Here is a 23,720-nt window from a genome sequence, read left to right as displayed (position 1 = left end):
AGTGTCAGCCATCAACCCACCACGCTACCCGGGAAAGAGAACAATGTTTAAACGCTATCGGGGAAGGCCTGCTGCGTGTAACCGCCGCGCAGGGTTCCCTCGATGTACGCGGCCTTGCACGCGCGCCGCGCGATCTTGCCACTCGACGTGCGCGGGATCGACCCGGCCGGAACGAGCAGGACGTCGCGTGCGGTCACACCGTGCCGTGCCGAGATCGCCGCCCGCACGGTGTCCGCAACCGGCTGCGGATCCGCCTTGCCCGCGCCCGGCGCCCGCTCGGCGACGATGACCAGCTGCTCCGAGGCGTCGTCGGGGTCGAACTGCAGGCCCGAGTGCGAGTTCTCGAACACCACCTGCGGCAGCTGGTTGGCCGGCACGGCGAAGGCGGCCACGAAGCCGGGGCGCAGCGCGGAGCTGGCCTCCTGCGCCGAGAACTCCAGGTCCTGCGGGTAGTGGTTACGTCCGTCCACGATGACCAGGTCCTTGACGCGGCCGGTGATGTACAGCTCGCCGTCGACGTACACGCCGTAGTCGCCGGTGCGCAGCCAGTGCGCGTCGGCCGGCGTGCCCTCGGCGTGGCTGCCGACGGTCAGGCGGTCGGCGATCGTGTTGCGGAAGGTCTCCGCGGTCTCCTGAGTGCGTCCCCAGTACCCGATGCCGATGTTCTCGCCGTGCAGCCAGATCTCCCCGACGTGCTCGTCCGGCACCTCGGTGGCGGTCTCGGCGTCGACGATCGCGGCCCACTGGCTGCGCGCGACGTATCCGCAGGAGACCTGCGCGATGGCGTTCGGCGCCTCCTTGTCGACCTTGACGATGCGGCCGGCGCCCAGCTGGTCGCGGTCGACGTAGATGACCTTGGCCTCGTCGGTGTGCCGGGTGGACGAGACGAACAGCGTCGCCTCCGCCATGCCGTACGACGGCTTGATCGCGGTCTTGGGCAGGCCGTACGGCGCGAACGCCTCGTTGAACTTGCGCATCGAGGACGTGGTCACCGGCTCGCTGCCGTTGATCAGGCCGATCACGTTGCTCAGGTCGAGGGTCTCACCCGGCTTCGGCAGTCCTCGCGCGGCCGCGTGCTCGAACGCGAAGTTCGGCGCGGCGGCGAACGTGCCGGCGCCGTCGGAGACGGCGGCGAGTTCCTTGATCCACCGGCCCGGCCGCTGCACGAAGGCGCGCGGGCTCATGATGGTGATGTACTTGCCGCCGATCGCGGGCAGGATGATCGTGAGCAGGCCCATGTCGTGGAACAGCGGCAGCCACGTCACACCGCGCGAACCCTCGTTGAGTTCGATGGAGTCGGCCATCTGGATGCAGTTGGTGAGGACACCGCGGTGGGTGATCTCGACGCCCGCGGGCACGCGGGTCGATCCGGAGGTGTACTGCAGGTAGGCGATGTCGTCGGTGCCGATCCGGGGTCGCGTCCACGAGTCGGCGACGGTGTCGGGGATCGCGTCGACCGCGATGATGCGGGGGCGCTGCGCGGCGGGCAGCGGCCGGAAGAACTGCCGGACCCCGGCCGCGGAGGTGGTGGCGGTGAGGATGGCGCTGGGTGTGCAGTCGCCGAGGACGGCATGCAGCCGGTCGGTGTGGCCGGGCTCGTCGGGATCGAACAGCGGGACGGCGATGGTGCCGGCATAGATGGCCGCAAAGAAGGAGACGACGTAGTCCAGGCCCTGCGGGGCAAGGATCGCGACGCGGTCGCCGGGCTCGGTGACCTGCTGCAGCCGGGCCGCGATCGCGCGCAGACGTACCCCGAACTGCTGCCAGGTCAGCTCGTGGACCTCGCCGTCACGTTCCCGCGAGTAATCGATGTAACGGTACGCAAGATCGTCGCCGTTCTCGGCGAAATGCTGCTCGAGGTGGTCGAGCAGAGTGTTGCCCTCGGGCAACACGATCTGTCCGTTCTCATCGATGAACTCTTCGAACCCGACGCTCATTCCTTCTCCCTGTCGAAGCGATCCCACAACCACTCGACATGGTTGCGCCCCGTCCTTGTCCTCGCGCTAGCGGATCGTCGTACCTGTACAGCTCAACAGCATCCGGCGGTGCATCTCACGAATCTGTCCATCGATCCGAAATCACGATTATGTTACAGATCCGCATCGGTCATTCCCCCGCCAACAGCGGAATCACCGGTGCGAACGCCTCCATCTGGGTGGGGAAGACCCCCACATAGGACATCCCCGTCTTCGCCCGCACGTTACGGATCTGTTCGGCGATCTCCTCGTAGGAACCGATTGCGAGATACGGCGATTCGAGGATCTCGTCCACGGTGAGCCGGACGTCCACCTCGATGTTCGGGGGGAAGCCCTGGTCGAGGGCAGCCAGCGCCATCTCGGCAGTCTGCTCCCGATCATCCGTGACGAGAATCATCGTGATGGTCCAGTTCAGCTCGATGTCATCGAACCGATCCCCCGCTGCGCGACGGATCACGTCCACCCGCTCCACAGTCTTGCCCATCGTGATCCCCGACAGCAACAAACGGCCGTCCCGATTCGTGGGGGTGGCCACCGAGATGATGTCGGCGTACTTCGCCGCCAGCGCGAGCATCTTCGGTCCCCCGCCGCCGACCGCGATGGGCGGACGCGGGCCCTGCCGCGGGCGCGGACTGCCCTTGAGGCCGTCGATGCGGTAGTGCTTGCCCTCGAAGTTGCATTCCCGGCCCCGCAGGAGCACGTCCAGAATCTGCAGGCTCTCCTCGAGCTTCTCGATCCGGACGCCGGGACGTTCGTAGGCGATGCCCGCCTTGTCGAACTCCTCCTTCATCCACCCTGCGCCGATCCCGAGCTCGAGCCGGCCGCCCGAAAGGACGTCGACGGTCGCGGCGTCCTTGGCCAGGATCGCGGGATGCCGGAAGCCGTTCGCGAGGACGGCGGTGCCGAGGCGGATCTTGTCGGTGGCGACGGCGAGCGCACCGAGGGCGGCCATGGGCCCGACCTGGTTACCCAGGTGGTCCGGGATCATGAAGCTGTCGTAGCCGAGCTCCTCCGCCTTGCGCGCCAGCTCGACGAAGCGCCGGGCACCGCCCTCCTCGGCGTTGCCCTCGCCACCCGCGGCGAAACGAAACTTCCGCGTGACAGCCGAGCCGGCGGTGGCGCTCATCGAACCTCTTCTCGTGTGGCGGTGGTCGCGCGTCACGGGCCCGGAAGGATTTCCCGGGTCATGACCGAAGGTCGAGTCTAAGCGCCGACCGACCAGTGAGTGTATCGGGTGGTGATCCCCGACACTACCGACCGGTAATAACGAGGAGAGTTCACTCCTCGCGAGGGGTCGGCGCCTCCTCGATCTTCTCGATCGCCCAGTTCGCCACCCACTGCGTCGCCGTCGTACCCGAATCGTCCACGACGAAGGTGTTGTACAACGCGTGCACGGGGTTGTTCATGTACTCGAGCAACCGCGGCGCGCTGGCGAGCCAGTTGCCGGGATTCAGCGCATTCGGCGGGGCGTCGCAGATCCCGTCCGTCGGTGCACAGATGTCCACCACCTTGTCCTCGAGCTCGCCGAACCCACCCGGTCGCGCGCCGGTCATGGTGATCCCCGGCAACCGCAACCCGTTCAGCGACAGCTCGGCGCCGACGCCCGCGACGGGCGGTCCGATCGTCTCGACCGTCCCCGGGTCGCGACGGCCGTCGGCGATGAGGGCCACTCCGAGCACGCGATCCGCCGGAACGGGCCCGTCACCGGCACCGATGCGCGACGCGACGTCGCCCGCGATGACCGCGCCCTGCGAGAAGCCGGTCAGCACGTAGTTGGTCAGCGGGCACTCGGCGAACCGTCGCTCGAGGATGTCCTCGGTCGCTGCGGTGCCGGCCGTCCGGCTGTTGTTGTACGACTGCTGGCCGTCCGGCGGGAGCGCCACCGGATTCGAGAACTGGGCCACGTACGGAACGGTGTACACATCGGCACGCTGCGCGTCGAAGCGCTCCTGCAGCGGACGCGTGACGTTCAGCATCAGCGAGAGCGGATTGAACGTCGGGTTGTACGGATCGTCCCAGGCGGCCGACTCCCACGTGCCCGGCACCGCCACCACCTGGACGTCGGGGCACGAGGCCGGCTGCGCCTGGGGCTTCTCGGGCCCGAGCGGCCCCGGCGGCCCCGGCACCGGGAGCCGGCCCGCGAGGATGTACCACATCGCGAGCACGGCCGCCAGGACGACCAGGATCCCGAGTACGAGGATTCCCCGCCTCCGGCGTCGTTGCTTCGCTCGGGCCGTCATGGTTGCTGCTCCTAGCAGAAGGTGTCGCGGGCGACGGTGATGTAGACGTCGGCGGTCGTCGCGGCGTCGGCGTCGGAGATCTCCTTGCCGGCGGCCGTGGCCTCGCTGCCCACTGCGGCGGTGACGATCGTCTTGATCTCCTCGGGCGAGCTGCCCTGTGCGGTCGCGGCGCAGATGTAGTTGGCCGTGTTGATGGCGATACTGCCGTCGGCGGCGGGTTCCACGCCCCGCTCGCGCAACCCGTCCAGGAACGCCTGGCCGCGGTCGTCCACCGGCACCTCGGCCGGGCCCGGGAATCCGGGTTCGGTCTCCGGCTGCGCCGGGGGTGCGGTGGCGGCCTCGCCCGGACTGGTGGTGGCCGCGCCCTCGGGAGCGGTCGTCGTCGCCTTGGCGGCGGTGGTCTCGGCGGCGGATGTCGAGGTGGTCGCCGACACGGACGTCGACGGGGTGTTCGTCGCCGTGGAATCGTCGCTTCCGCAGGCGCCCAGGAGGGCGGTGGCGGCGAGCGCCGCGGCGCCGGCGCCCAGGACGCGGGTCAGGCTCGAACGGGTCCGTGCAGGCATGTGGTGGTGTCCTCGCATCCAATCGTCGGAAATGGGCAGTGCCCAGGCTACAGATGCGAACCGGGCGGTGACCGCGACCCGTGCGTCGCGGTCACCGCCCGATCCGGTGGTTGCGGGCCGCCGCGGCGGCACCGGAACTGCGGGTGACGATCCTAGGGGCGGACGGTGGCCACGTTGTCGACCACCGTGACGAATCCGCCCTGGAAGTTCTGCTGGACACCGCCGGGGATGGGGAACTCGTCGCCGATGGGGAAGCCGAGTCGACCGTTCTCGTAGCCGGCGCTCTTCCACGCGTCGAACACGGGCCCGTTGCGAACGGACCAGGCGCCGCTGAGCGGACTCCAGTAGATGTTGCCGCCCTCGAACTCGTTGAACCGGCCGCCGTCCTTGACGGGGATCTCGCTGGTCTTCGGGAATCCGAGCCAGCTGTTCTCGTAGCCGAGTTCGGCGTACTTGCCCATGATCATCCCCTGCACGGCGTGGGCGCCGAGCGGCTCGGTCCAGTAGAGGGCGCCGATCTCGAAGCCCTGCACCACTCCGGGCTTGTTCGGGGTGGCCACCTCGTCGGCCACCGGGTAGCCGAGCGGACCGCCCTCCCAGCCCTGGCGCGCCCACTCGTCACGGATGGCGCCGCGCACGGCGTGCGCCCCGGTCTGCGGGGTCCAGTAGATCGAGCCGTGCTGGAAGTGGTTGAACCGGCCGCGGCCGTCGGGGGTGCCACGTTCCTCGGTGGTCGGGTAGCCGAGCGGACCGGCCGGCCCCCCGGCGGCCTGGTAGGCCCCGCCGACGGCACCCGCCACCGGGCGGGCGCCGCCCTCGGTGGAGGAGAAGATCCGGCCGAAGCGGAAGTCCTGGACGCGCCCGCCCGCGACGGCGTACTCCGGTGTGAGGCAGTCGCCGATCCACGGGGCGGCGGCGTCGCCGATCGCGCCGGATGCGCTGCAGTTCGGCTTCGTGACCTCCACGCCGAGGGCGTTGGCGAGCTGCGGCCACAGCTGGTGCAGCTCGAATTCCCAGTACGGCCACGAATGGGTGCCCGACGGCCGGTAGACCACCTGCGCGGGGATGCCGACCTTGTTCAGTTTGGTGGCGAACGCCTGCGAGGTGAGCCGCGACAGGATCTCGAGGCCCATGCCGGCATAGTTCGTGCTCACGCCCGGGACACCCGACGGCTGGTCGTACGGTCCGGTGCTGCCGCTGCCGCTCGAGACGTACAGGCTCACGCCCTCGAGCTTGTCCGCGAGCAGGTAGGGATCGTGGGCGGCCCACTGCTCGCCGCCGGGGGTACCCCACATGGCCGACGAGTCGAAGCCGCCGGCGTCCTGCATCGCGTACTGGATCGCCTGCGGCATGCCGAGGGTCGTGGTGGTCAGGATGCCGGAGAGCGACCCCGCGAACTTGAAGAAGCCGGGGTTGCGCGCAGGCAGGAACATCGCGGCGGTGCCGCCCATCGACAGGCCGACGACGCCGCGCTCCTTCGTGGTGCGCCAGTTGCCCTCGAGGATCGGGGGAAGTTCCTTGGTGAGGAACGTCTCCCACTGGTAGTTGCGCCCGTTGTTCTGGTCCACCCAGTCGGCGTAGAAGCTGGACTGTCCGCCCACCGGCAGCACGACGTTGACGTTCTTGTCCGCGAAGAAGGCCTCGGCGTCCGTCTCGATCGTCCAGCCGTTCTCGTCGTCGCGGGCGCGCAGGCCGTCGAGCATGTAGACGGCGGGGAACCGCGCTTCCGGTTCGATGTTCCAGTCCCGGGCCAGCAGCAACTGCACCTGGATGGGCGTGCCCATCGCCGGCGAGTTCACCCACAGGGCCACGCGCCGGTCGGTCAGCCAGTCCACCCGCTGCACCGTCACCCCGGACGGGGCCTGCGCGGCGGTGGGCTCGCTGCGGTCCACCGGCACCGCGTACGCGGCACCGACGGCGAGGGTTCCGGCGACGAGCGGGGCGACGAGGGCTGCGGCGACCGCCCCGAGGACCCGCCGGCTCCGTCGTGCGGGCGGCACCGGCTGCCGGGCGCGCACGGTTCGACGTCCGCCAAGCACAGTTCGCATCGGCATCGCTCACTTTCTGCGTTGCTGGGGCGTCGACGGGCGACCGGGCCCCGCGTCTCGAAGACTGTTTCTACACGTGAACGGGCGCCGGGTGGGGGTGCCGCGCTGTGACGGCTGTGGTTTTTGTCAACTATCCGGGAAACGGCGCATGCCGCCCCTCGTCCCTCTCGGGTCGTGGGGCGGCATGCGGACCGTCAGTGTGTGCCGGGTGGTTCGGCGCGATCAGTAGGCGTTCAGTGCCTCGAGGATCTGGGGACGAGCCTTCCACAGCTCCTCTTCCCAGTACTTCCAGGAGTGCGTGCCGCGCGCCGGGAAGTCGAAGCGGGCCTGGATGCCGAGGGTGGCCAGCTTGATCTGGAAGGCACGGGTCTGGGCGAGGGCGAGCGCCTCGAGGCCCATGGCGTTGGCGGTGTTGTAGACACCCACCAGGCCCTGCGGGTTGTCGTGCTGACCGGGCAGGCCGCTGGCCGCCGAGATGTACATCGACAGGCCGGCGAGCTTCGGCGCGAACACGAACGGATCGTTGCGCAGCCAGGCCGGGCTCCACGGCGGGCCCCACATGGAGTCGACGTTGAAGCGGCCGGCGTCGAGCATCGCGACGCGGATGGCCTCACGCATGCCGGGAGCCGACAGGTTCAGGTATCCGGAGAGCGACGACGCGAACTTGAACTGGTCGCGGTGGTAGGCGGCCAGGGTCAGCGCGGCGCTGCCGCCCATCGACAGGCCCAGGATGCCGTTGTTGCTGCGGGAGACGCCGCGGGTGGCGAGGTAGTCCGGCAGGTTCTGGGTCAGGAACGTCTCCCACTTGTAGGTGACGTCCTGGCCGTTGAGGTTGCTGGGCGCGTACCAGTCGGTGTAGAAGCTCGACTGGCCGCCGACCGGCATCACCAGGGTGACGTTGTCGTTGGCGAACTGGTCGCGCGCGTTGGTCTCGAAGCTCCACGCGTTCGCGTCGTCCCGGGCGCGCAGGCCGTCGAGCAGGTACAGCGCCGCGTCACCGCCGCGGGCGGCCCACTGGATCTGCACCTTGATCGGGCCCATGTCGGAGTCGACGAAGACTTCCTCGAACCCGCCGGCCGGTGCCCGGTGCGAGATCGGGGCGGCGGCTGCGGGAGCGGCGAGCGCGGCGGTGCTTCCGGCGACGCCGGCGGCAACCGGCAGAACGAGGGCTGCGGCGCCCACGCCGAGCACGCGCCTGCGGAGGCGCTGCGACAACCTCGGGACAAAACGCATGAACAATGCTCTCTTTCTCCATCTGCGGCGTCCGCGTGCGCGTCCCCCGTCGGATACCGGCGGCGACGACCGAGCGGGCCGTCACAAGTCACACTGCGGTCAAGACTGTAAAGGACACCGTGGGCTCTGACAAACCCCCGGTAACCCAGGTCAACGAACCGTGTGTCGGCTTCGATATCGGCCCACACTGCCGATGCGTTACTCGTCCGTTATCGGCTGTGATCATACCGAGATATGCCCGGCGGGTCGCACGGGGCCGCCCGGAAGGAAAACGACACCGATGTAATTCGCTGGCCGGACGCCTGCGTTCAGCCCCCGTCACGTGGGGGCGGAAGCTCGAGGTCGCACCGCTGGATCTCGTATTTCGGCACCCGCTCGAATCGGTAATCCGCATATTCGAACGAATTGCGAAGATTGCGCTTGAACAGCGGCCACGTCAATTCCGCGCGGGAGGACGCGAGCAGTTCCTGCGTCTGCGGGCACGTCAGCGCCACCTGCGCCTGCGCCACCCAGTCCTCGTCCAGGTAGGCAGGCAGCCACGGGTGCACATCCACCATCCCCGTGTCGGCGACGACCCAGTCGGAGTAGAGCAGCTTGTCGTGCCCGATGCGCCCGTCCTCGAGCCGCTCGGTGTGCGCCGCCAACGGGTATGCCAGTCCCATCTGGTCGAGCACCTGCACGTCGAGCCCGACGTTCATGCTGGTCATCCCGAGGTTGAGGAAGTAGACGGTGTGGCCGGCACCACCCGGCGGGACCGGCCCCGGCGGCGGGACGACATCCCAGGCGTCGAACGACGGTGTCGGCAGCAGCAGGCCGCCGTCGGGGGTGTTCGAGATCGCCTCGACCATCGCCCGCATGCGCGGATAGTCGAGGTAGTCCTCGGCCCGGACGGGATGCAGATGGCCGGTGTTGAGGGCGTAGAACGCCCGCTCGTCGACGATCCCGGAACGGCCCACCACCGCCCCCTCGGGCATTCCGGTGGTGTTCGCCGCGATCGCCGACCACACCACCACACCGAGCCACAACGCGCCTGCCGCACCCGCGACGGCCGTCGTGCGAGTGCGGCCGATCTCGGTGGGAACACGCAACGGAATCACGGCGACGGGAACGAGCAGACAGAACAGCGGCGGTAGCAGCACCCGGCCGTGCATGAAATCACCGCCGACACGAAGGGCGTAGAGCGTGAGCAACACCCCGGCGCCGAGCATGAAGACGACCACGGCGGACGGAGTGCGCAACGCCCGCTGCGCGCGGACCGCGAACGAGGCTTCCGTGTGACGGATTTCACGTTTCGACGCACCCGGTGCGAGCGGTGTCCGGTCGCGCCACGCGAGCGCGGCACCGAGCAGCAGCAACAGCAACGGCAGCCACAACAGGTACGGGCTCACCAGGTTCCCGAGATACTCGAAGCCCTGCGACCACTTCGCGCCGCCCGCATCCTTGGCCACCGCAGTGTTCGGGTAGGGCAGCCCGTAGTAGCCCATCCGCCAGATCTGATAGGCCACCGGCACGGCACCGGCCACCGCCACCATCGCGATCCGCACCCGCCACGTGAGGCCCGCGGCGAGGAAGAGCATGAGCAGGGCCGGAAGCGCGAGAAGTGCCAGTTCGGGACGCACGAGCGGGCCGAGGCCGGCCACGAACGCCGTCGCCAGCACCGACGGCGCCGACGGGGTCCCCGGCGCCGTCGCCCACCGCACGAGCAGCAGCCACAACAGGGCGATCCAGCAGATCACCAGCCCGCTCTCGAGGCCGGAGGTGGCGAAGTCCCGCGCCGGGGGCACCGCGATGTAGACGAACATGCCGGCGGGAACCAGCAGGAAGGTGGCGCCGCCGCCCCGCAGCCGCCACCGGTACAGCCGGCCCGTGCCGAGCATCGCCAGCGCCACCGCCGCGGTCGACAGCACGAGCGCCGTGGCCAGGACCACGTACTCGAGTCGCACCCCGGTGAGCCAGCCCATCGCGTACACGAGATACGTCCACAGGGTGGACGTGTTCGCCTCGACGCGGTCGCCGGCGTTGAACACCGGGCCGTTGCCGGCCAGCAGATTGCGCACGGTGCGCAGCACGATGAGGCCGTCGTCGGCGATCCAGCGGCGCTCCCACGCGCCCCAGAACATCAGCAGGGCCGCCAGCGCGACTCCACCGGAGAACACCGCGGTCGGCACCCACGGCCGCATGCCGTCCCGACGGGCCGGCCGGGCCCGGCGGGCCGGGGTGCCGAGATCCTCGTCGAGGTCAGAAGAGGTAGACAGCACCGCCGACCGCCCCGATCCAGGCCACCGCGAGGAGTTGCAGCACCCGGTCCTTCAGGGCGATCTCCTCCGGTTCGCCGGCCTCCCCGCCGTCCACGTCGACCGCGTACCGCAGGATCGCGATCACGAACGGAACCATCGAGATCGCGAACCAGTTGGTGTCGTTGGCCTGGTCGCGTTCGAACGCCCACAGGCCGTAGCAGATGACGACCGCCGTCGCCGACAACGTCCACACGAACCGCAGGTAGGTGCCCGTGTAGTACTCGAGCGACTTGCGGATCTTCGCGCCCGTCCGCTCCGCGAGACGCAGCTCCGCGTACCGCTTGCCCGCCGCCATGAACAGCGAACCGAACGCCATGATCAGCAGGAACCACTGCGACAGGAGGATCTCCGCGGCCACACCACCGGCGATCGCGCGGAGGAGGAACCCGGACGAGACGATGGCGATGTCCAGCACCGGCTGGTGCTTGAGCCCGAAGCAGTAGGCCAGCTGGACGGTGATGTAGACGGCCATCACCACCGCGAGCTGCCAGTTCGCCAGGAACGACAGGCCGATCGAGCCGGCCAGCAGGACCACCGCCATGCCGTAGGCGAGGTTCACCGGCAGCACGCCGGCGGCGATCGGCCGGAACCGCTTGGTCGGGTGGGCGCGGTCGGCCTCGACGTCCATCGCGTCGTTGACCAGGTAGATGCCCGAGGCGGCCATGCAGAACACCACGAAGGCCAGGGCGACCGGGATCAGGACGTCCACCTCGGTCGCCGAGCCGGCCGCGAGCGGCGCCGCCAGCACCAGCACGTTCTTCACCCACTGCCGGGGGCGGACCGCCTTGACGATGCCCTCGGCCAGATTTTTCGGAGGTGCCGCGACGGCTACCGGTTCCTCGCTCATCTCTCTCCAAACTTCTTCTCGGCCCGCACGACGGCCGCGGCGGACGCGGCGCCGAGCGCAGCCCCCGCCAGCACGTCCGTCGGATAGTGGACGCCGAGCACGAGGCGGGACAGCAACATCGGCGGGACCAACACCGCCGGTAAGGGTAGCCCGGTCAGCCGGCCGAGCAGCACGGCAGCGGCCGTCGTCGAGGTGGCGTGCGAGGACGGGAAGCTGAGCCGGCTCGGCGTGGACACGTTGACCTGGACGGTGGGGTCCACGGGCCGCGGCCGCCGCACCACCCGCTTGACCACGATGGACGCGGCGTGCGCACCGACGGCGCCGACCGCGACACCGGCCCAGCGGCGCCGGCGCGGGCGGTCGACCAGTGCCCCGACACCGCCGATCACCGCCCAGCCGAAGGCGTGCTCACCGAAGTGCGACAACCCCCGGGCCGCCGCGAGCGCCCCGGGACGCGAACCGACCGTGGACTGCACGGCCTGCAGCACCTGGATCTCGGCCTCGGTGGTCGGCCATTCACGATTCGAAGACACGCTCCCACTCCTCCTTGCTCGTCAGGGCGGGAACCGCGGCCTGGTACTCGTCCTTCAACTCGGGGAACCTGCGGGCAAGCTCCCGGCGCAGCCGCACAGCCTCGGACAACAACGCCTGCGCCTGCCGTGGGTCGCGCTTACGGTAGACGACGCCGCGCCCGTCCGCGGTGGTCACGGTCACACCGTCGACCTGCGAGAGCAGGAACCAGCGGGCGTCGAGGGTGGGCACGTTCAGCTGCGGGCGCTCGTGGTGTTCCGGATGCGCCGGCCGCACGTTGTGCACCAGGCCCTTGGCGAGCCGCACCATCTTGCCGACGGCGCCGCGCGGCTCGCCGACCGCCCCGACCTCGGCACCCGACGGCAGCGGCAGCTCGGTCGACGACGGCAGCACCACGGCGTCGGAGAACCGCCTGCGCAGCGCGTGCACCTCCCCGAGCGCGGTGGGCAGCAGTTCGAACAGACGGTCCGGGCCGGCCAGGAAGTCCTCGATCGCCTTGTTCTGGATCGCCACCGTCGAGTATTCGAGGCACAGCAGGTGCTTGAGCGTGGCCTTGACGGTGTCGAGGACCAGGCCACGTCCGTCGCCCGGCATGTGCAGTGCCGCCACGACGAGACGGTTGCGCAGGTGGAAGTACGCCTGCCAGTCGATGGCGTCGTCCTTGTCGCTCCAGGCCATGTGCCAGATCGCGACGCCCGGCATGGTGACGGTCGGGTAGCCGGCGGCACGCGCCCGCAGCCCGTACTCGGCGTCGTCCCACTTGATGAACAGCGGCAGCGGCTGACCGATCTCCTCGGCCACCTGCCGCGGGATCATGCACATCCACCAGCCGTTGTAGTCGACGTCGATGCGCCGGTGCAGCAGCTTCGACTGCTCGCGGTCGCGCAGCGGCTTGGTGGAGAAGTCGTGGTCGTACTCGACGTTCGGCGCCGCCGTCCACATGAAGTTCGCCCGGTCGATCACCTCGCCCATCGTGTGCAGGTGGCTGCGTTCCTGGAGGTTGAGCATCTGACCGCCGACGAGCATCGGGCTCTTGGCGAACCGGGACAACGCGAGAGCGCGCAGGATCGAGTCGGGCTCGAGTTCGATGTCGTCGTCCATGAACAGGATGTACGGGCAGTCGGTCGTCTTCAGCGCCTCGTACATGATGCGGCTGTAACCGCCCGAGCCGCCGAGGTTGCCCTGGTTGTGGATGGCGAGCCGGTTGCCGAGCGCGGCCGCCGCCTCGGTGAAGCCGGGCTCGTCCCGAACCTTGCGGGTGCCCTGGTCCGGAATGATCACGGCGTCGACGACGTCGAGGACCAGCGGATCGGAGGCGAGGGCGACGAGGGCCTTCACGCAGTCCGTCGGGCGGTTGAAGGTGGGGATGCCCACGGCGACGGAGGCCTCGCCGGGCGCCTCGACCGGCGCGTACCACCCCGCCGAGCGCAACGTGACGTCGGAGTCGGTGGTGATGTCGAACCAGATCCAGCCGCCGTCCTCGAAGGGGCCGAGGTCGATCTCGAACTCGACCGTCGCGGCGTCGTGCGCGGCGGAGAACTCGCGGCCCTCGACGTGGATGCGGCTCGAGTCGGCCTTCGAGCGGTACACGTCGGCCCGGCCGTGCCCGGTGAGTTCGAGTCGCAGCACCACGGAGGTGAGGGTGCTCCAGCGTCGCCAGTAGCTCGCCGGGAAGGCGTTGAAGTAGGTGCACATCGACACCTCGGACTCGGCGCCGATGTTCAGCGACGTCCGGCCGACGGCGTGGGCGCGCCGCGCGTTGGTGGGCGATTCCTCCAGGTAGAGGGTGCGCACGTCGAGCGGTTCACCCGGACGCGGCAGGATCACCCGCTGCAGCAGCGCCTTGCCGAGCCGCTCGTCCACGGGTGCGTCGGGCTCGACGAGCAGGTGCCGGGCGCTCACGAGGCGTCCCCCGCCAGCGGGGTGCCCGATTCGAAGTACGGCGCGAGGGCGTTGTCGAACATGCTCAGGGCGCTCGCGATGGCCATGTGCATGTCGAGGTACTGGTAGGTGCCGAGCCGGCCGCCGAACAGCACCTTGTTCTCCGTGGCCTCCCGCTTGGCCCGCTCCCGGTAGGCCGTCAGCTTGGCGCGGTCCTCCGGGGTGTTGATCGGGTAGTACGGCTCGTCGTCGTTGCCGGCGAAGCGCGAGTACTCGCGCATGATCACGGTCTTGTCGGCGGGGTAGCTGTCCCGCTCGGGGTGGAAGTGCCGGAACTCGTGGATGCGGGTGTAGGGCACGTCGGCGTCGTTGTAGTTCATCACCGGGGTGCCCTGGAAGTCCGCGGTGGGCAGCACCTCGGTCTCGAAGTCGAGGGTGCGCCAGCCGAGCCGGCCCTCGGAGTAGTCGAAGTAGCGGTCGAGCGGGCCGGTGTAGACCACCGGGGCCTCGGGGCTCGCGGCGCGGATCTCGTCGCGCACCTCGAACCAGTCGGTGTCGAGCCGCACCTCGATCTTCTCGTCCTTCGCCATGTTCTCGAGCCACGCGGTGTAGCCGTCGACGGGCAGGCCCTCGTAGGTGTCGTTGAAGTACCGGTTGTCGAAGGTGTAGCGGACCGGCAACCGGGTGATGTTGCCGGCGGGCAGTTCCTTCGGGTCGGTCTGCCACTGCTTGGCGGTGTAGTCGCGCACGAACGCCTCGTAGAGCGGCCGGCCGATCAGGGAGATGGCCTTCTCCTCGAGGTTCTGCGCCTGTGCGGTGTCGATCTCGGCGGCCTGCTCCCTGATCAGGGCCCGGGCTTCCTCCGGGCTGAAGTACCGGCCGAAGAACTGGGACACCAGCCCCAGCCCCATGGGGAACTGGTAGGCCTGGCCCTTGTGCATCGCGAACACGCGGTGCTGGTAGTTCGTGAAGTCGGTGAACCGGTTCACGTAGTCCCACACCCGCTTGTTGGAGGTGTGGAAGAGGTGGGCACCGTACTTGTGGATCTCGATGCCCGTCTCGGGTTCGGGCTCGGAGTAGGCGTTGCCGCCGAGGTGGTGGCGGCGCTCGACGACGAGCACGCGTTTGCCGAGTTGCGTGGCGGCACGCTCGGCGATCGTCAGTCCGAAGAACCCGGAGCCGACGACGATCAGGTCGTACTCACCGGTGGCAGGCTGGGGCGAGGGTGCAGCGGTCACGGAAGACCAGGGTAGGCGACCCGCGCGCCCGTGCGCGTTTCCGGTAGCGGGAGCGACCGGAAACACACACGGGTCAGGCGAGGTGGGCCCGCAGGGCAGACCGGACGAACGTCGCACCGTCCGGGCCGCCGTAGTTCGCGGCGAACCGCTCGTCGGCGACGTACATGTCGGCCAGGCCCAGGACGTAGTCCCGGTTCGGCCCCGCCCCGTACCCGGGGGTGCCGGGGATGCTGCCGAGCCACGCGACGTGGCGACGGGCCAGGTCCTGTCCTTCCGGGCCGGCGGGGTCGAGGCCGGCGGCCGCGGCGGCCGTCCAGTCCGCGCCCAGGCGGGCGGCGACGGTCTTCCAGTCCGCCCGCTCGTCGTCGCTCATGCCCCGCCACCAGCGGTCGCTGCTCTCGTAGGCGTCCTCGCCCCAGCGTTCGATCACCTCGTCGCGGTACTGCGTGTGGTCGAACCCGTCGAACACTTCGTCCGCCATCAGTTCCTCACCTCTCTCTGTTCTGCGGATGGTGGTGCGCACCGACTCGATCTGCCGGGCCAGCCGCCGCTGCTCGTGCTCGAGCAGTTCCAGGTGCACGCGCAGCGCCGCGGTGGCGTCGCGGTGCCCCTCGAGCACCTCCGCGATGGCGGGCAGGCTCAGGCCCAGGTCGCGCAGCAGCAGGATGCGCTGCAGCCGGACCAGGGCGTCGGCGTCGTAGAACCGCATGCCGCCCGGGCCGGTGCGGCTGGGCTCGAGCACGCCGACGTCGCCGTAGTGACGCAGCGTGCGGCTGGTGACTCCGGCCGCGCGGGCCAGTTCCTGGATGGACCATTCGCCCTTCATTCGCGGGCCTCTCTCGTCGGGTATCCCCAGGATGCGTCTTGACGCTGCGTCAACGTCAAGCGCGTTCGGGTCCCGTTCGTCCGGATCCCCGCCTACGGTTTCCCTGATGCTCCGGCCGGAAGGAAAGACGGTATGACGCTGATCAGCGGACTGCCCGCCCACCCCCTGCTCGTGCACGGGGTCGTCGTTCTGGTGCCCCTGGTGTCGCTGGGACTGGTCCTGTGCGCGCTGTGGCCGGCCGCGCGGCGACGCCTGCTGTGGCCGGTCGTGGTGCTCGCGGCCGCGGCGCTGGTCCTGACCCCGATCACCGCCGAGACCGGCGAGCAGCTCGCCGGTGTCCTGGGCCCGTCCCCGCTGATCGAGACGCACGAGGAACTCGGCGAGACGATGACCCTCGTCGTCGCGCTGTTGTTCGCCGCGACGATGCTGCTCGCGGGTGCGCACGTGCTGCGCGGCCGCGACGACGGCGGCGGGCGACGAGCCCTGATCGTCGTCGCGGCCGTGCTGGCCGTCGTCGCCGCGGCGGGTGCGACGGTGCAGACCGTCCGGGTCGGCGAGTCCGGCGCCGAGGCCGTGTGGACCGGACGGCTGCCGTAGCGACAGTGCGTCAGACCGCTGCCGGTGCCCCTGTGTCCGGCGCCGCTGTGTCCGGCGCCGCTGTGTCCGGCGCCGCTGCGTCCGGGGCCGCGACCGGGGTGCGTGCCGGTCGCAGCAGCAACAGCGCCACCGCGGCCAGGACGACCACGCCGGCGACGGCGAAGTACAGCTGCGCCGGTGACCAGCCCGCGTCGAGCAGCATGCCCGCGGCGGTGGGGGCGAGGATCGCGCCGGCGCGGCCGACGCCGATGGCCCAGCCGACGCCGGTGCTGCGCACCCGTGGGCCGTAGAGGGACGGAGCGAGGGTGTACAGACCGGCGATGCAGCCGTTGATCAGACCGCCGATCACGATTCCCAGCGCGAACGCGACGGCGAGCACCGAGATCGAGGCGATGAACACGGCCATGGCCGCAGCCGACAGGCCGGTGAAGGTGATCAGGACGGACCGAGTCGACCACCGGCTGGCCAGGACGCCGAACAGCACGGAGCCGGCCGTGCCGCCGAGGGTGAGCATCATGCCGGCGGTCGCGCTCTGATCCTTGGTCAGGCCGGCCGTCTCGAGCAGCGACGGGGTCCAGGAATTGACGAAGTAGAAGCCGAACATGGTGGTGAAGAACGCCGCCCACAGCAGGAGGGTCGGACGGGCGCGGCTTCCGGTGAAGAGGTCCGCGATGCGACCGGCCCCCGCCCCGGCGTCGCGGCTGGAGCCGTCGAGCGAGTGGATCGGGTCCTGGCCGATACGACGGGCGATCCGGTTGATCGACGCGAGGTCGCCGTCTCGGCCGCGGGCCCCGAGGAACTCGATCGATTCCGGCAGCAGCGCGGCCAGCAGCACCAGCACCGTTCCGGTCAGCACCGCACCGACGACGAACACTGCCCGCCAACCGTATTCGGTCTGCAGGCCCACCGCGGCCAATCCGCCGAGAGTGGCACCGACGCCGTACCCGGCGGTGTAGATGCTGATGGCCAGGCCGCGCCACCGCGCCGAGGAGTATTCGCTGGCGATGACGGTGGTGCAGGCGAGCACTCCGCCGATGCCGAGACCGGTGAGCACACGCCAGGTACCGAGCTGCCATGCCGATCCTGCGGTGGCGGACAGCGCCATTCCGGCGGTGGCGAGTGCGACCGACAGGAGGATGAGCGGCCGGCGGCCGATCCGGTCGGCGACCGGGGCGAGGGTGATCGCGCCTACGGCCATGCCGATCAACCCGGCGCTGAGGAGCACACCGATCGCCGAGCCGCCGAGCGCGAAGTCGGCGCCGATGCTCTTGGCCGTGAAGGCCAGGGCCATGACGTCGTAGCCGTCGAGGATGTTGAGCACCACACACAGGGCGACGATCAGCCACTGGTAGGGGCGCATCGGCGACGTGTCGATGCGAGCACGAAGGTCCATGCCGAATTCCTTTGAGGGAGGGTGTATCCGATGACCAGGCCGTCAGCGGACGGCGAGGGTGACGGTGCCGGGCACGGCGGGAGCGCCGGGACGGCGCACCACTCGCGACACGCAGGCACACAACTTCGTCGCGGCCGCCTTCTGCTCTTCGCTGTAGAAGACGTCACGGTGGTCGACGGCGCCGTCGACCGCGGCGATGCCGACCTGGCACAGACCGCATTCGCCCTTGCGGCAGTCGAACATCATGTCGACGCCGGCGCGTTCGAGTGCGTCGAGCAGGGACTCGTCGGTTCCGACGGTGGTTTCGACGCCGAGGTCGGGAACCTTGACGGCGAACTCCTCGGCGTCGAACCAGCCGCTGTTGCCGAAGGTTTCGTACCTGAGGTTCGGCAGGGGCAGCTCGCGGTCCACCCAGGCGCGACGGACCGCGTCCATCAGCCGGATCGGCCCGCACATGTACAACTCGGTGTGCGCATCGACGCCGTCGACCAGGGTGCCGACGTCGAGGCCGGTGCCTTCGTCGTCGAGGTGCAGTTCGAGCCGGTCTCCGTGGAGCGCGTCCAGTTCGGAGAGGAAGGCCGCCGCCGAGCGGGTGCGGGCGACGTAGACGAGACGGTAGTCGGCGCCGACCCGCTTCAGCGCCGTGCCCATCGCGGAGATCGCCGTGATGCCGATACCACCGGCGAGCAGGACGTAGCGCCGCGCGCCGATCCGCAAGGGGAAGTTCTGCAGCGGTGCGGTGACGTCGAGTTCGTCGCCGGGGCGCAGCGCGTGCATGAATCGCGATCCGCCCCGCGAGGTCGGGGACAGGTGCACACCGAGGGTGACGGTCCGGCCGTCGGCGCCGGCGGAGACGACGGTGCCGGCGGTGCCGGTGGAGACGACGGTGCCGGCGGTGCCGGTGGAGACGACGGAGTAGGACCGCACCTCGCCGGTGTCGAGGCGCACGTCGACGTGGGATCCCGGTTCCGCTCGGACCGGTGTGTCGAGGGCGAGGACGATCCGGGCGATCGCGTCGGCCGCAGGGTCGGTCGAGACGACACGGCCGCGCTGCCAGGAGGGCTGGTTGAAGGCACTCATCTCAGCGCACCGCCTCGGGGATCGAGGTGCCGGTGGCGACGATCCGTTCGGCCTCGATCATGCGCTGGATGATCCTGCGCACCCACATGCCGCCGGCGTCGATGTTGAGGTTGTAGAACTCGTGGCCGGGGTTCGCCTCGATCGCCTTCTGCTGGGCGGTGAGCATCGCCTCGTCCTCCCCGAAGACGCCGTGGACGCCGTCGCGGGTCTGGGTGGTGATCAGCTGGCTGTCGAGGCAGTAGTTGCGCATGAACGCCCAGAAGTAGAGCGCGGTCTTCTCGTCGACCGGGGAGATGGTGTTCATCACGAATCCGTTGACGCCCTGGCTGCGGTCCCCCTCGGGGGCGCCGGTGCCGGCCTTGGCGACACCGACGTCGATGCGGATGGTCGACGGCGCCTGGAACTCGATGATCTGCCAGCGGTCGACCTTGCCGCTGAAGCCGGGGAACTTGTCGCGCATGTTCTTCTGCCAGAACGGGGGCGCGTCGATGTCGAGCATCCACCGGGTGACGGTGACGGTGCGGTCGTCGTGGGTGACGGTGAAATCGGACTCGCTGAGTTCGTCCTGCCCGATCGACGACGAGTGCACGAACTCCTCGTGGGTGAGGTCCATGAGGTTGTCGAGCACGAGCTGGTAGTTGGCCTGCACGTCGATGGTGCGTCCGTCGCCGGCCCAGTCGGGTGAGTCCATCTGGAACATGTCGGGGATGGTGTCGGGGTCGGCGAGTGTCGGATCCCCGGGCCACACCCACACGAAGCGGTGCCGCTCGACGACCGGGTACGAGGCCACCATCGCGGACGGGTTGATCGTCTGCTGGGCGGGCATGTGGGTGCACCGGCCGGCGGAGTTGAACTGCAGGCCGTGGTAGGGGCACCGGATTCCGTCGGCGCCGACGAGGGTGCCCATCGAGAGCGGGGCGAGGCGGTGCCAGCACGCGTCGGCGAGGGCCACCGGCCGGCCGTCCTCGGTGCGGTAGAGCGCGAGCGGCTTGCCCGCGATGGTGCGGGCCAGGATCTCGCGTCTGCCGACCTCGTGGTCCCAGGCCGCGACGTACCAGGCGTCGAGCGGGTAGGCCATGTTCTTCGCGGTCGCCCCGGCGGGCCCCAGATCGGTCATGTCGTTCCTTCGGGAAGATCGGCGAGACTACCTATCGACATAGATAGTCGGTGACGTGAACCACACACTAACTATCGATATAGTGGTTGGCAAGACCGGTCCCCGAAACGAGAGGTGAGGACGAGATGAGCCTCCGCTATGCCCTGCTGGCGCTGCTCACGGCCGAACCCCTCACGGGGTACGACGCCGCCAAACGCTTCGGCGGCTCGGTCGGCTTCGTCTGGCACGCCCCCGACTCGCAGATCTATCCCGAGCTCCGCCGGATGGAGAAGGAAGGCCTGATCGAAGGCGAGCAGGTCCGCTGGGGGCCGAACAGCACCAAGACCCGCTACTCGATCACCGACGACGGCATCCGCGCCTTCCGGGACTGGATGAACGCCCCGGTGGACTACGGGCCGATCCGCGACGCCCCGCACATGCGAGCGGCCTACTTCGAGTGGGCCGACCCCGACCGCGTCCGCGAGAACCTACAGCGGCACATCGACTACTACACCGAACAGCGGGCTCGATGGGCCGCGATGCGCGCCTCGATCCTCGACGCCTCCCACCCCACCATCGCCACCCGCATCGAGAAATACCCCGCGCAGGAACACGAACGGATCATTGCCTACAAGGCATTCGCCTACCAGGGACTCGTCGACCGTGCGACCGCCGAGATCGAATGGGCGCGCGACGGCCTGGATCTCGTGGACAAGCTGTCCCCTCCGTCGCCCTGATCCCGGCCACGGCGGAACGTCGCGGGGTGCAGGCACCGCCGCGGATGCGACGCCTGCGGCGATCGGGAGGTTCCGCGGGCGTTCACCGCGGCGCCCGGCGTCGTTGGCGCGCCCGTCGCCGCGGTCCGGCTCACTGAGACCGGTGCGCATCGTTCAGCTCGCCAACTTCTACGGGCCCCGGTCCGGCGGCCTGCGCACCGCCCTGCACCAGTGGGGCGGCGGGTACGTCGCGCGCGGGCACGACGTCGCACTGGTGGTGCCCGGCGCCCGGCGCGGCGAGGAACTGCTCGGGAACGGGGTCCTGCGGATCACCGTTCCGGCGCCGGTCGTGCCGTGGACCGGCGGATACCGGGTGGCCGACCCGCGACGCGTCGCGGACGTGCTGCGCGGCCTGCGGCCCGACGCGGTGGAGGTGTCGGACCGGCTGACCCTGCGCGGGTTCGGGCGATGGGCGCGACGGCGCGACGTCCGCAGCGTCGTCGTCTCCCACGAGCGGCTCGATCGCCTGCTCGGCCAGGCGCTGCCGGCACCGGCCGCACGCCGGGCCGCCGACCTGGCCAACCGCCGGATGGCTGCGGACTACGACACGGTGGTGTGCACGACGGAGTTCGCGGGTGCGGAGTTCACCCGCATCGGGACGCCGAACCTCGTGCGGGTGCCGCTCGGCGTCGACCTCGACCGCTTCCATCCCGCCCGTCGCGATCGGGGCCTGCGCGAGCGGTTCGTACCGGGCTCGGTGCGGCTGCTGCTGCACTGCGGCCGGCTGTCCGTCGAGAAGAAGGTCGAGCGCAGCATCGACGCGACCCGGTTGCTGCGTCGTCGCGGGCACGACGTGCACCTCGTCGTCGCCGGCGACGGGCCGAGACGACATGCCTTGGAACACAGAGCCAGAGGGCTCCCGGTGACGTTCACCGGGTACATCGGGGACGCCCGCCGGCTCGCCGCGCTGTTCGCCACCGCCGACGTGTCGCTGGCCCCGGGCCCGCACGAGACGTTCTGCCTGTCGGCGCTCGAATCGCTCGCGGCCGGCACGCCGGTGGTGGCGTCGCGCTCGTCGGCGTTGACGGAGATCCTCACACCCGAGTGCGGCGCCCTGTCGGCCGACCGCGGAACGGCGTTCGCCGAGGCGGTCGACGAGATACTCCGCGGCCCCGACGACGTCCTGCGCCGCTCCGCCCGTCGTCGCGCCGAGCAGTTCGGCTGGGCGGCATCGGTCGACGGGATGCTCGCGGTACTCGGCGCCTCCGGATAGCGGTTCACCGACGCGGGGCTCCCGGCCGAATGTCACATCGCGTCGATCGGATCGACCCGATGTGACATTCGGCCACGAAACCAGGTGCTACTCGGCGCTTCCCGTCCCGGGCAGCCACTCGCGCATGATGCTCGAGTCGATCACCTGCGCGCCGAGGTCGGGGGTCCAGACGATGATGCCGCCGGTGAAGACGCGGAACTTGCCGCGTTCGTCGGGCAGCATCAGCTCCGGTCCGACCGGGGTGCCCAGGGCCCCGTCGTGCCCGCCGAGCTCGAGGTACTTCTCCTCGATGGGCGAGCCATGACCGGTCTCGAAGGGTTCGTCGCCGACCTCGGGACCGGGCTCGGGCGCGGGAGTGGACGGCGGAACCGCGGCCTCCGCACCCTCCTGGACGGTGAACCAGTCGGAGCGCAGCCCCAGTTTGGCGCGCGCCTCGGCACCCGTGGTCTCGACCGTGCGGTCGGCACCGACGATGCGGACGTGGGTGACGCGGCCGCCGTCGGCCCCGAGGTTGTTGCGGCCGACGATCTCGAACGCCTGCAGTTCGCCGACCCCGAAGGCCGTGCCGATCTCCCCCGCGGTCATCGTCTCGGCCCACTGCCGGTTGGGAGCGACGGCGTCCCCGAGGTCCTCCACGGAGGGGAAGGTGCCACCGGCCGAGTAGCCGCCCGTCGAGGCCGAGAACTCGCTGGCGACGACCTTGCCGTCCGTCATCAGGACGGTGCCGCGGGTCGAGTTCACCGCCTCGTTCGTGCGGGGGTCCTCCTTGCTCGACCCCGCATACACCTGGCAGTTCTGGCTGTCGCACGTCTGCCACAGCGGCGAGCGGTTCTCCGCCGCGGCGTAGGAGCGGGCGGCGATGGCCTGCGCGCGCAGCGCCTCGGCCCCGCCGGTGTCGGCCCAGCTGGGCAGCGACTCGGCCGGGACGACGCTGAGCAGGTAGTCCTCCATCGACAGCCGGTTGACGGTGCGCGGCGCCGCGCCGTCGAGGACGACACCGAGCGAGCCGCGGTAGGGGGCGCTGTTGCCGCAGAGCTTGAGGTGTTCGGCGACGGGCCGGCCCTCACCCATGTCGACGGGGTCGACCCACGGCAGGTCGGCGCGGCCCTGCCACAGCACCTCGCCGGAACAGCCGGCGGTGACGACGACGTCCGCTCCCCCGTCCGCGGTGGGCGTCAGGTGGGCGGCCTCCCCGGGCCCGGTCTGCCGGCCGGCGACGGTCATCCCGGTGTCGGAGTAGACGTCGAGGGGCGCGTCGTCCTGCCCGACGAGCCGGACCGCGATCATGGTGTTCTCGGGCAGAGCGCCGAGGGTGGTGCCGCCGTAGTAGTGGCCGAGGATGCGATCGGCGGACCAGCCGTGCTGCGAGGCGTAGCCGTAGGCACCCCACTGGCCCATGCCGCGACCGTGACCGTGACCGAAGCCCACGAAGGTGAACGGGGTGTCGGCGGCGACGGCCTGCGCCACGTCGGGTTCGGCGGTGCGCACGTGCATCACCCCGCCGATCGCGGCGCCGATGAGCAGCGCGGGGGCGAGGCCGATCGCCGCGGCGCGGGCCGTGGCGGGCCGCCAGCCGTTGCGGAGGGGGTGTCCGACGACGAGACGCCGCCGGCGATGGGTCCGGCGGATGGACATTCGTGGCATGCGCTGCACTCCCTCGTTCTCGCACCGTGTGCCGCCCGGACGCAGGTCCGCGCGTATCGGACATTCGAGACGGATCCTCAAGCTCAGGTTGAGGCTTAAGGTTGTCTGCGACTAGTGTGGCAAGAGTGACTGAATGAAGCAACAACAGCCACAGCAGTAACACCAGAATCACAAGTTGCACACGATTCTCGGCCGTTCCGCACGTCGGGTCGTCCGGATGACGGAGGATTCGGTTCGATTC

Annotated in this window: 19 protein-coding genes; 3 read left to right on the top strand and 16 right to left on the bottom strand. The window is 70.0% G+C overall.

What is annotated here, in order from left to right; all coding sequences use genetic code 11:
* Positions 1-47: 47 nt before the first annotated feature.
* From fadD32 to LZP97_RS22290, 12 genes are all read right to left on the bottom strand, one after another.
* The gene (fadD32, locus tag LZP97_RS22345) at positions 48-1,937 is read right to left on the bottom strand and encodes a long-chain-fatty-acid--AMP ligase FadD32 (protein ID WP_040270427.1); all 1,890 of its coding nucleotides are present in this window, start codon (positions 1,935-1,937) and stop codon (positions 48-50) included.
* A 169-nt stretch (positions 1,938-2,106) separates the two neighbouring features.
* Positions 2,107-3,102, bottom strand: a complete 996-nt coding sequence (locus LZP97_RS22340) for an LLM class F420-dependent oxidoreductase (protein ID WP_017681177.1) — start codon at positions 3,100-3,102, stop codon at positions 2,107-2,109.
* 151 nt (positions 3,103-3,253) lie between these two features.
* Positions 3,254-4,216, bottom strand: a complete 963-nt coding sequence (locus LZP97_RS22335) for a cutinase family protein (protein WP_040270425.1) — start codon at positions 4,214-4,216, stop codon at positions 3,254-3,256.
* Between the two features lie 11 nt (positions 4,217-4,227).
* Positions 4,228-4,779: a DUF732 domain-containing protein gene (locus tag LZP97_RS22330; RefSeq protein ID WP_010596188.1), complete on the bottom strand. Its 552-nt coding sequence runs from the start codon at positions 4,777-4,779 to the stop codon at positions 4,228-4,230.
* A gap of 152 nt (positions 4,780-4,931) precedes the next feature.
* The gene (locus LZP97_RS22325; protein ID WP_263623498.1) at positions 4,932-6,827 is read right to left on the bottom strand and encodes an alpha/beta hydrolase-fold protein; all 1,896 of its coding nucleotides are present in this window, start codon (positions 6,825-6,827) and stop codon (positions 4,932-4,934) included.
* A gap of 222 nt (positions 6,828-7,049) precedes the next feature.
* Positions 7,050-8,060 carry an alpha/beta hydrolase gene (locus tag LZP97_RS22320; protein WP_040270439.1) on the bottom strand — a complete coding sequence of 337 codons (1,011 nt, stop codon included), beginning with the start codon at positions 8,058-8,060 and terminating at the stop codon, positions 7,050-7,052.
* Positions 8,061-8,368: 308 nt separating this feature from the next.
* The gene (gene zomB / locus LZP97_RS22315) at positions 8,369-10,240 is read right to left on the bottom strand and encodes a flagellar motor control protein ZomB (RefSeq protein WP_040270418.1); all 1,872 of its coding nucleotides are present in this window, start codon (positions 10,238-10,240) and stop codon (positions 8,369-8,371) included.
* Positions 10,241-10,298: 58 nt separating this feature from the next.
* Positions 10,299-11,204 (bottom strand): decaprenyl-phosphate phosphoribosyltransferase, encoded by a 906-nt coding sequence (locus LZP97_RS22310; protein ID WP_040270416.1) that lies wholly within the window; start codon positions 11,202-11,204, stop codon positions 10,299-10,301.
* The gene (locus LZP97_RS22305) at positions 11,201-11,737 is read right to left on the bottom strand and encodes a phosphatase PAP2 family protein (RefSeq protein ID WP_017681171.1); all 537 of its coding nucleotides are present in this window, start codon (positions 11,735-11,737) and stop codon (positions 11,201-11,203) included. Before LZP97_RS22305 ends, LZP97_RS22310 begins: the two co-directional genes overlap by 4 nt.
* Complete coding sequence (locus tag LZP97_RS22300) at positions 11,721-13,637, bottom strand: glycosyltransferase (RefSeq protein ID WP_010596194.1); 1,917 nt, start codon at positions 13,635-13,637, stop codon at positions 11,721-11,723. Before LZP97_RS22300 ends, LZP97_RS22305 begins: the two co-directional genes overlap by 17 nt.
* Positions 13,634-14,854: a UDP-galactopyranose mutase gene (glf, locus tag LZP97_RS22295; protein ID WP_040271476.1), complete on the bottom strand. Its 1,221-nt coding sequence runs from the start codon at positions 14,852-14,854 to the stop codon at positions 13,634-13,636. The genes LZP97_RS22300 and glf overlap by 4 nt, the downstream gene beginning before the upstream one ends.
* 73 nt (positions 14,855-14,927) lie before the next feature.
* Positions 14,928-15,680, bottom strand: a complete 753-nt coding sequence (locus tag LZP97_RS22290; RefSeq protein ID WP_017681168.1) for a MerR family transcriptional regulator — start codon at positions 15,678-15,680, stop codon at positions 14,928-14,930.
* A gap of 132 nt (positions 15,681-15,812) precedes the next feature.
* On the opposite strand from LZP97_RS22290, the gene LZP97_RS22285 reads away from it, so the two are divergent.
* Positions 15,813-16,277: a DUF2231 domain-containing protein gene (locus LZP97_RS22285; RefSeq protein ID WP_040271474.1), complete on the top strand. Its 465-nt coding sequence runs from the start codon at positions 15,813-15,815 to the stop codon at positions 16,275-16,277.
* 10 nt (positions 16,278-16,287) lie between these two features.
* Here the strand turns inward: LZP97_RS22285 and LZP97_RS22280 are convergent, their stop codons facing one another.
* From LZP97_RS22280 to LZP97_RS22270, 3 genes are read right to left on the bottom strand one after another with little or no spacing between them, the layout of a single operon-like run.
* Positions 16,288-17,670: an MFS transporter gene (locus LZP97_RS22280; protein WP_040271472.1), complete on the bottom strand. Its 1,383-nt coding sequence runs from the start codon at positions 17,668-17,670 to the stop codon at positions 16,288-16,290.
* Positions 17,671-17,712: 42 nt separating this feature from the next.
* Positions 17,713-18,750, bottom strand: coding sequence for a PDR/VanB family oxidoreductase (locus tag LZP97_RS22275; protein ID WP_040271470.1), 1,038 nt, complete (start codon positions 18,748-18,750; stop codon positions 17,713-17,715).
* Position 18,751: 1 nt separating this feature from the next.
* Positions 18,752-19,867 carry an aromatic ring-hydroxylating dioxygenase subunit alpha gene (locus LZP97_RS22270; protein WP_040271467.1) on the bottom strand — a complete coding sequence of 372 codons (1,116 nt, stop codon included), beginning with the start codon at positions 19,865-19,867 and terminating at the stop codon, positions 18,752-18,754.
* Positions 19,868-19,992: 125 nt separating this feature from the next.
* Between LZP97_RS22270 and LZP97_RS22265 the strand changes: the two genes are divergently transcribed.
* The gene (locus LZP97_RS22265) at positions 19,993-20,583 is read left to right on the top strand and encodes a PadR family transcriptional regulator (protein WP_010596201.1); all 591 of its coding nucleotides are present in this window, start codon (positions 19,993-19,995) and stop codon (positions 20,581-20,583) included.
* A gap of 142 nt (positions 20,584-20,725) precedes the next feature.
* Entirely contained in the window at positions 20,726-21,835 is a 1,110-nt protein-coding gene (locus tag LZP97_RS22260) for a glycosyltransferase (protein ID WP_010596202.1), read from the top strand.
* 87 nt (positions 21,836-21,922) lie between these two features.
* On the opposite strand, the gene LZP97_RS22255 is transcribed toward LZP97_RS22260, so the two are convergent.
* A complete protein-coding gene (locus tag LZP97_RS22255) occupies positions 21,923-23,470 on the bottom strand; it encodes a SpoIID/LytB domain-containing protein (protein ID WP_082170430.1) in 1,548 nt (515 codons plus the stop codon).
* Between the last annotated feature and the right edge of the window lie 250 nt (positions 23,471-23,720).

Origin of the sequence: Rhodococcus sp. DMF-1 (assembly GCF_021441945.1) — a bacterium.
Taxonomy (GTDB): domain Bacteria; phylum Actinomycetota; class Actinomycetes; order Mycobacteriales; family Mycobacteriaceae; genus Rhodococcus; species Rhodococcus ruber.
Note: the sequence above shows the minus strand (reverse complement) of the source record. Positions and strands in the feature narration are given on the sequence as shown.

Coding starts and splice junctions, on each gene's coding strand:
- LZP97_RS22275 (WP_040271470.1), bottom strand. CDS start 18,750: ATGAGTGCCTTCAACCAGCCCTCCTGGCAGCGCGGCCGTGTCGTCTCG.
- LZP97_RS22310 (WP_040270416.1), bottom strand. CDS start 11,204: ATGAGCGAGGAACCGGTAGCCGTCGCGGCACCTCCGAAAAATCTGGCC.
- LZP97_RS22280 (WP_040271472.1), bottom strand. CDS start 17,670: ATGGACCTTCGTGCTCGCATCGACACGTCGCCGATGCGCCCCTACCAG.
- LZP97_RS22255 (WP_082170430.1), bottom strand. CDS start 23,470: ATGTCCATCCGCCGGACCCATCGCCGGCGGCGTCTCGTCGTCGGACAC.
- LZP97_RS22290 (WP_017681168.1), bottom strand. CDS start 15,680: ATGAAGGGCGAATGGTCCATCCAGGAACTGGCCCGCGCGGCCGGAGTC.
- LZP97_RS22340 (WP_017681177.1), bottom strand. CDS start 3,102: ATGAGCGCCACCGCCGGCTCGGCTGTCACGCGGAAGTTTCGTTTCGCC.
- LZP97_RS22285 (WP_040271474.1), top strand. CDS start 15,813: ATGACGCTGATCAGCGGACTGCCCGCCCACCCCCTGCTCGTGCACGGG.
- zomB (WP_040270418.1), bottom strand. CDS start 10,240: ATGCGGCCGTGGGTGCCGACCGCGGTGTTCTCCGGTGGAGTCGCGCTG.
- LZP97_RS22270 (WP_040271467.1), bottom strand. CDS start 19,867: ATGACCGATCTGGGGCCCGCCGGGGCGACCGCGAAGAACATGGCCTAC.
- LZP97_RS22330 (WP_010596188.1), bottom strand. CDS start 4,779: ATGCCTGCACGGACCCGTTCGAGCCTGACCCGCGTCCTGGGCGCCGGC.
- LZP97_RS22265 (WP_010596201.1), top strand. CDS start 19,993: ATGAGCCTCCGCTATGCCCTGCTGGCGCTGCTCACGGCCGAACCCCTC.
- fadD32 (WP_040270427.1), bottom strand. CDS start 1,937: ATGAGCGTCGGGTTCGAAGAGTTCATCGATGAGAACGGACAGATCGTG.
- LZP97_RS22320 (WP_040270439.1), bottom strand. CDS start 8,060: ATGCGTTTTGTCCCGAGGTTGTCGCAGCGCCTCCGCAGGCGCGTGCTC.
- LZP97_RS22325 (WP_263623498.1), bottom strand. CDS start 6,827: ATGCGAACTGTGCTTGGCGGACGTCGAACCGTGCGCGCCCGGCAGCCG.
- LZP97_RS22335 (WP_040270425.1), bottom strand. CDS start 4,216: ATGACGGCCCGAGCGAAGCAACGACGCCGGAGGCGGGGAATCCTCGTA.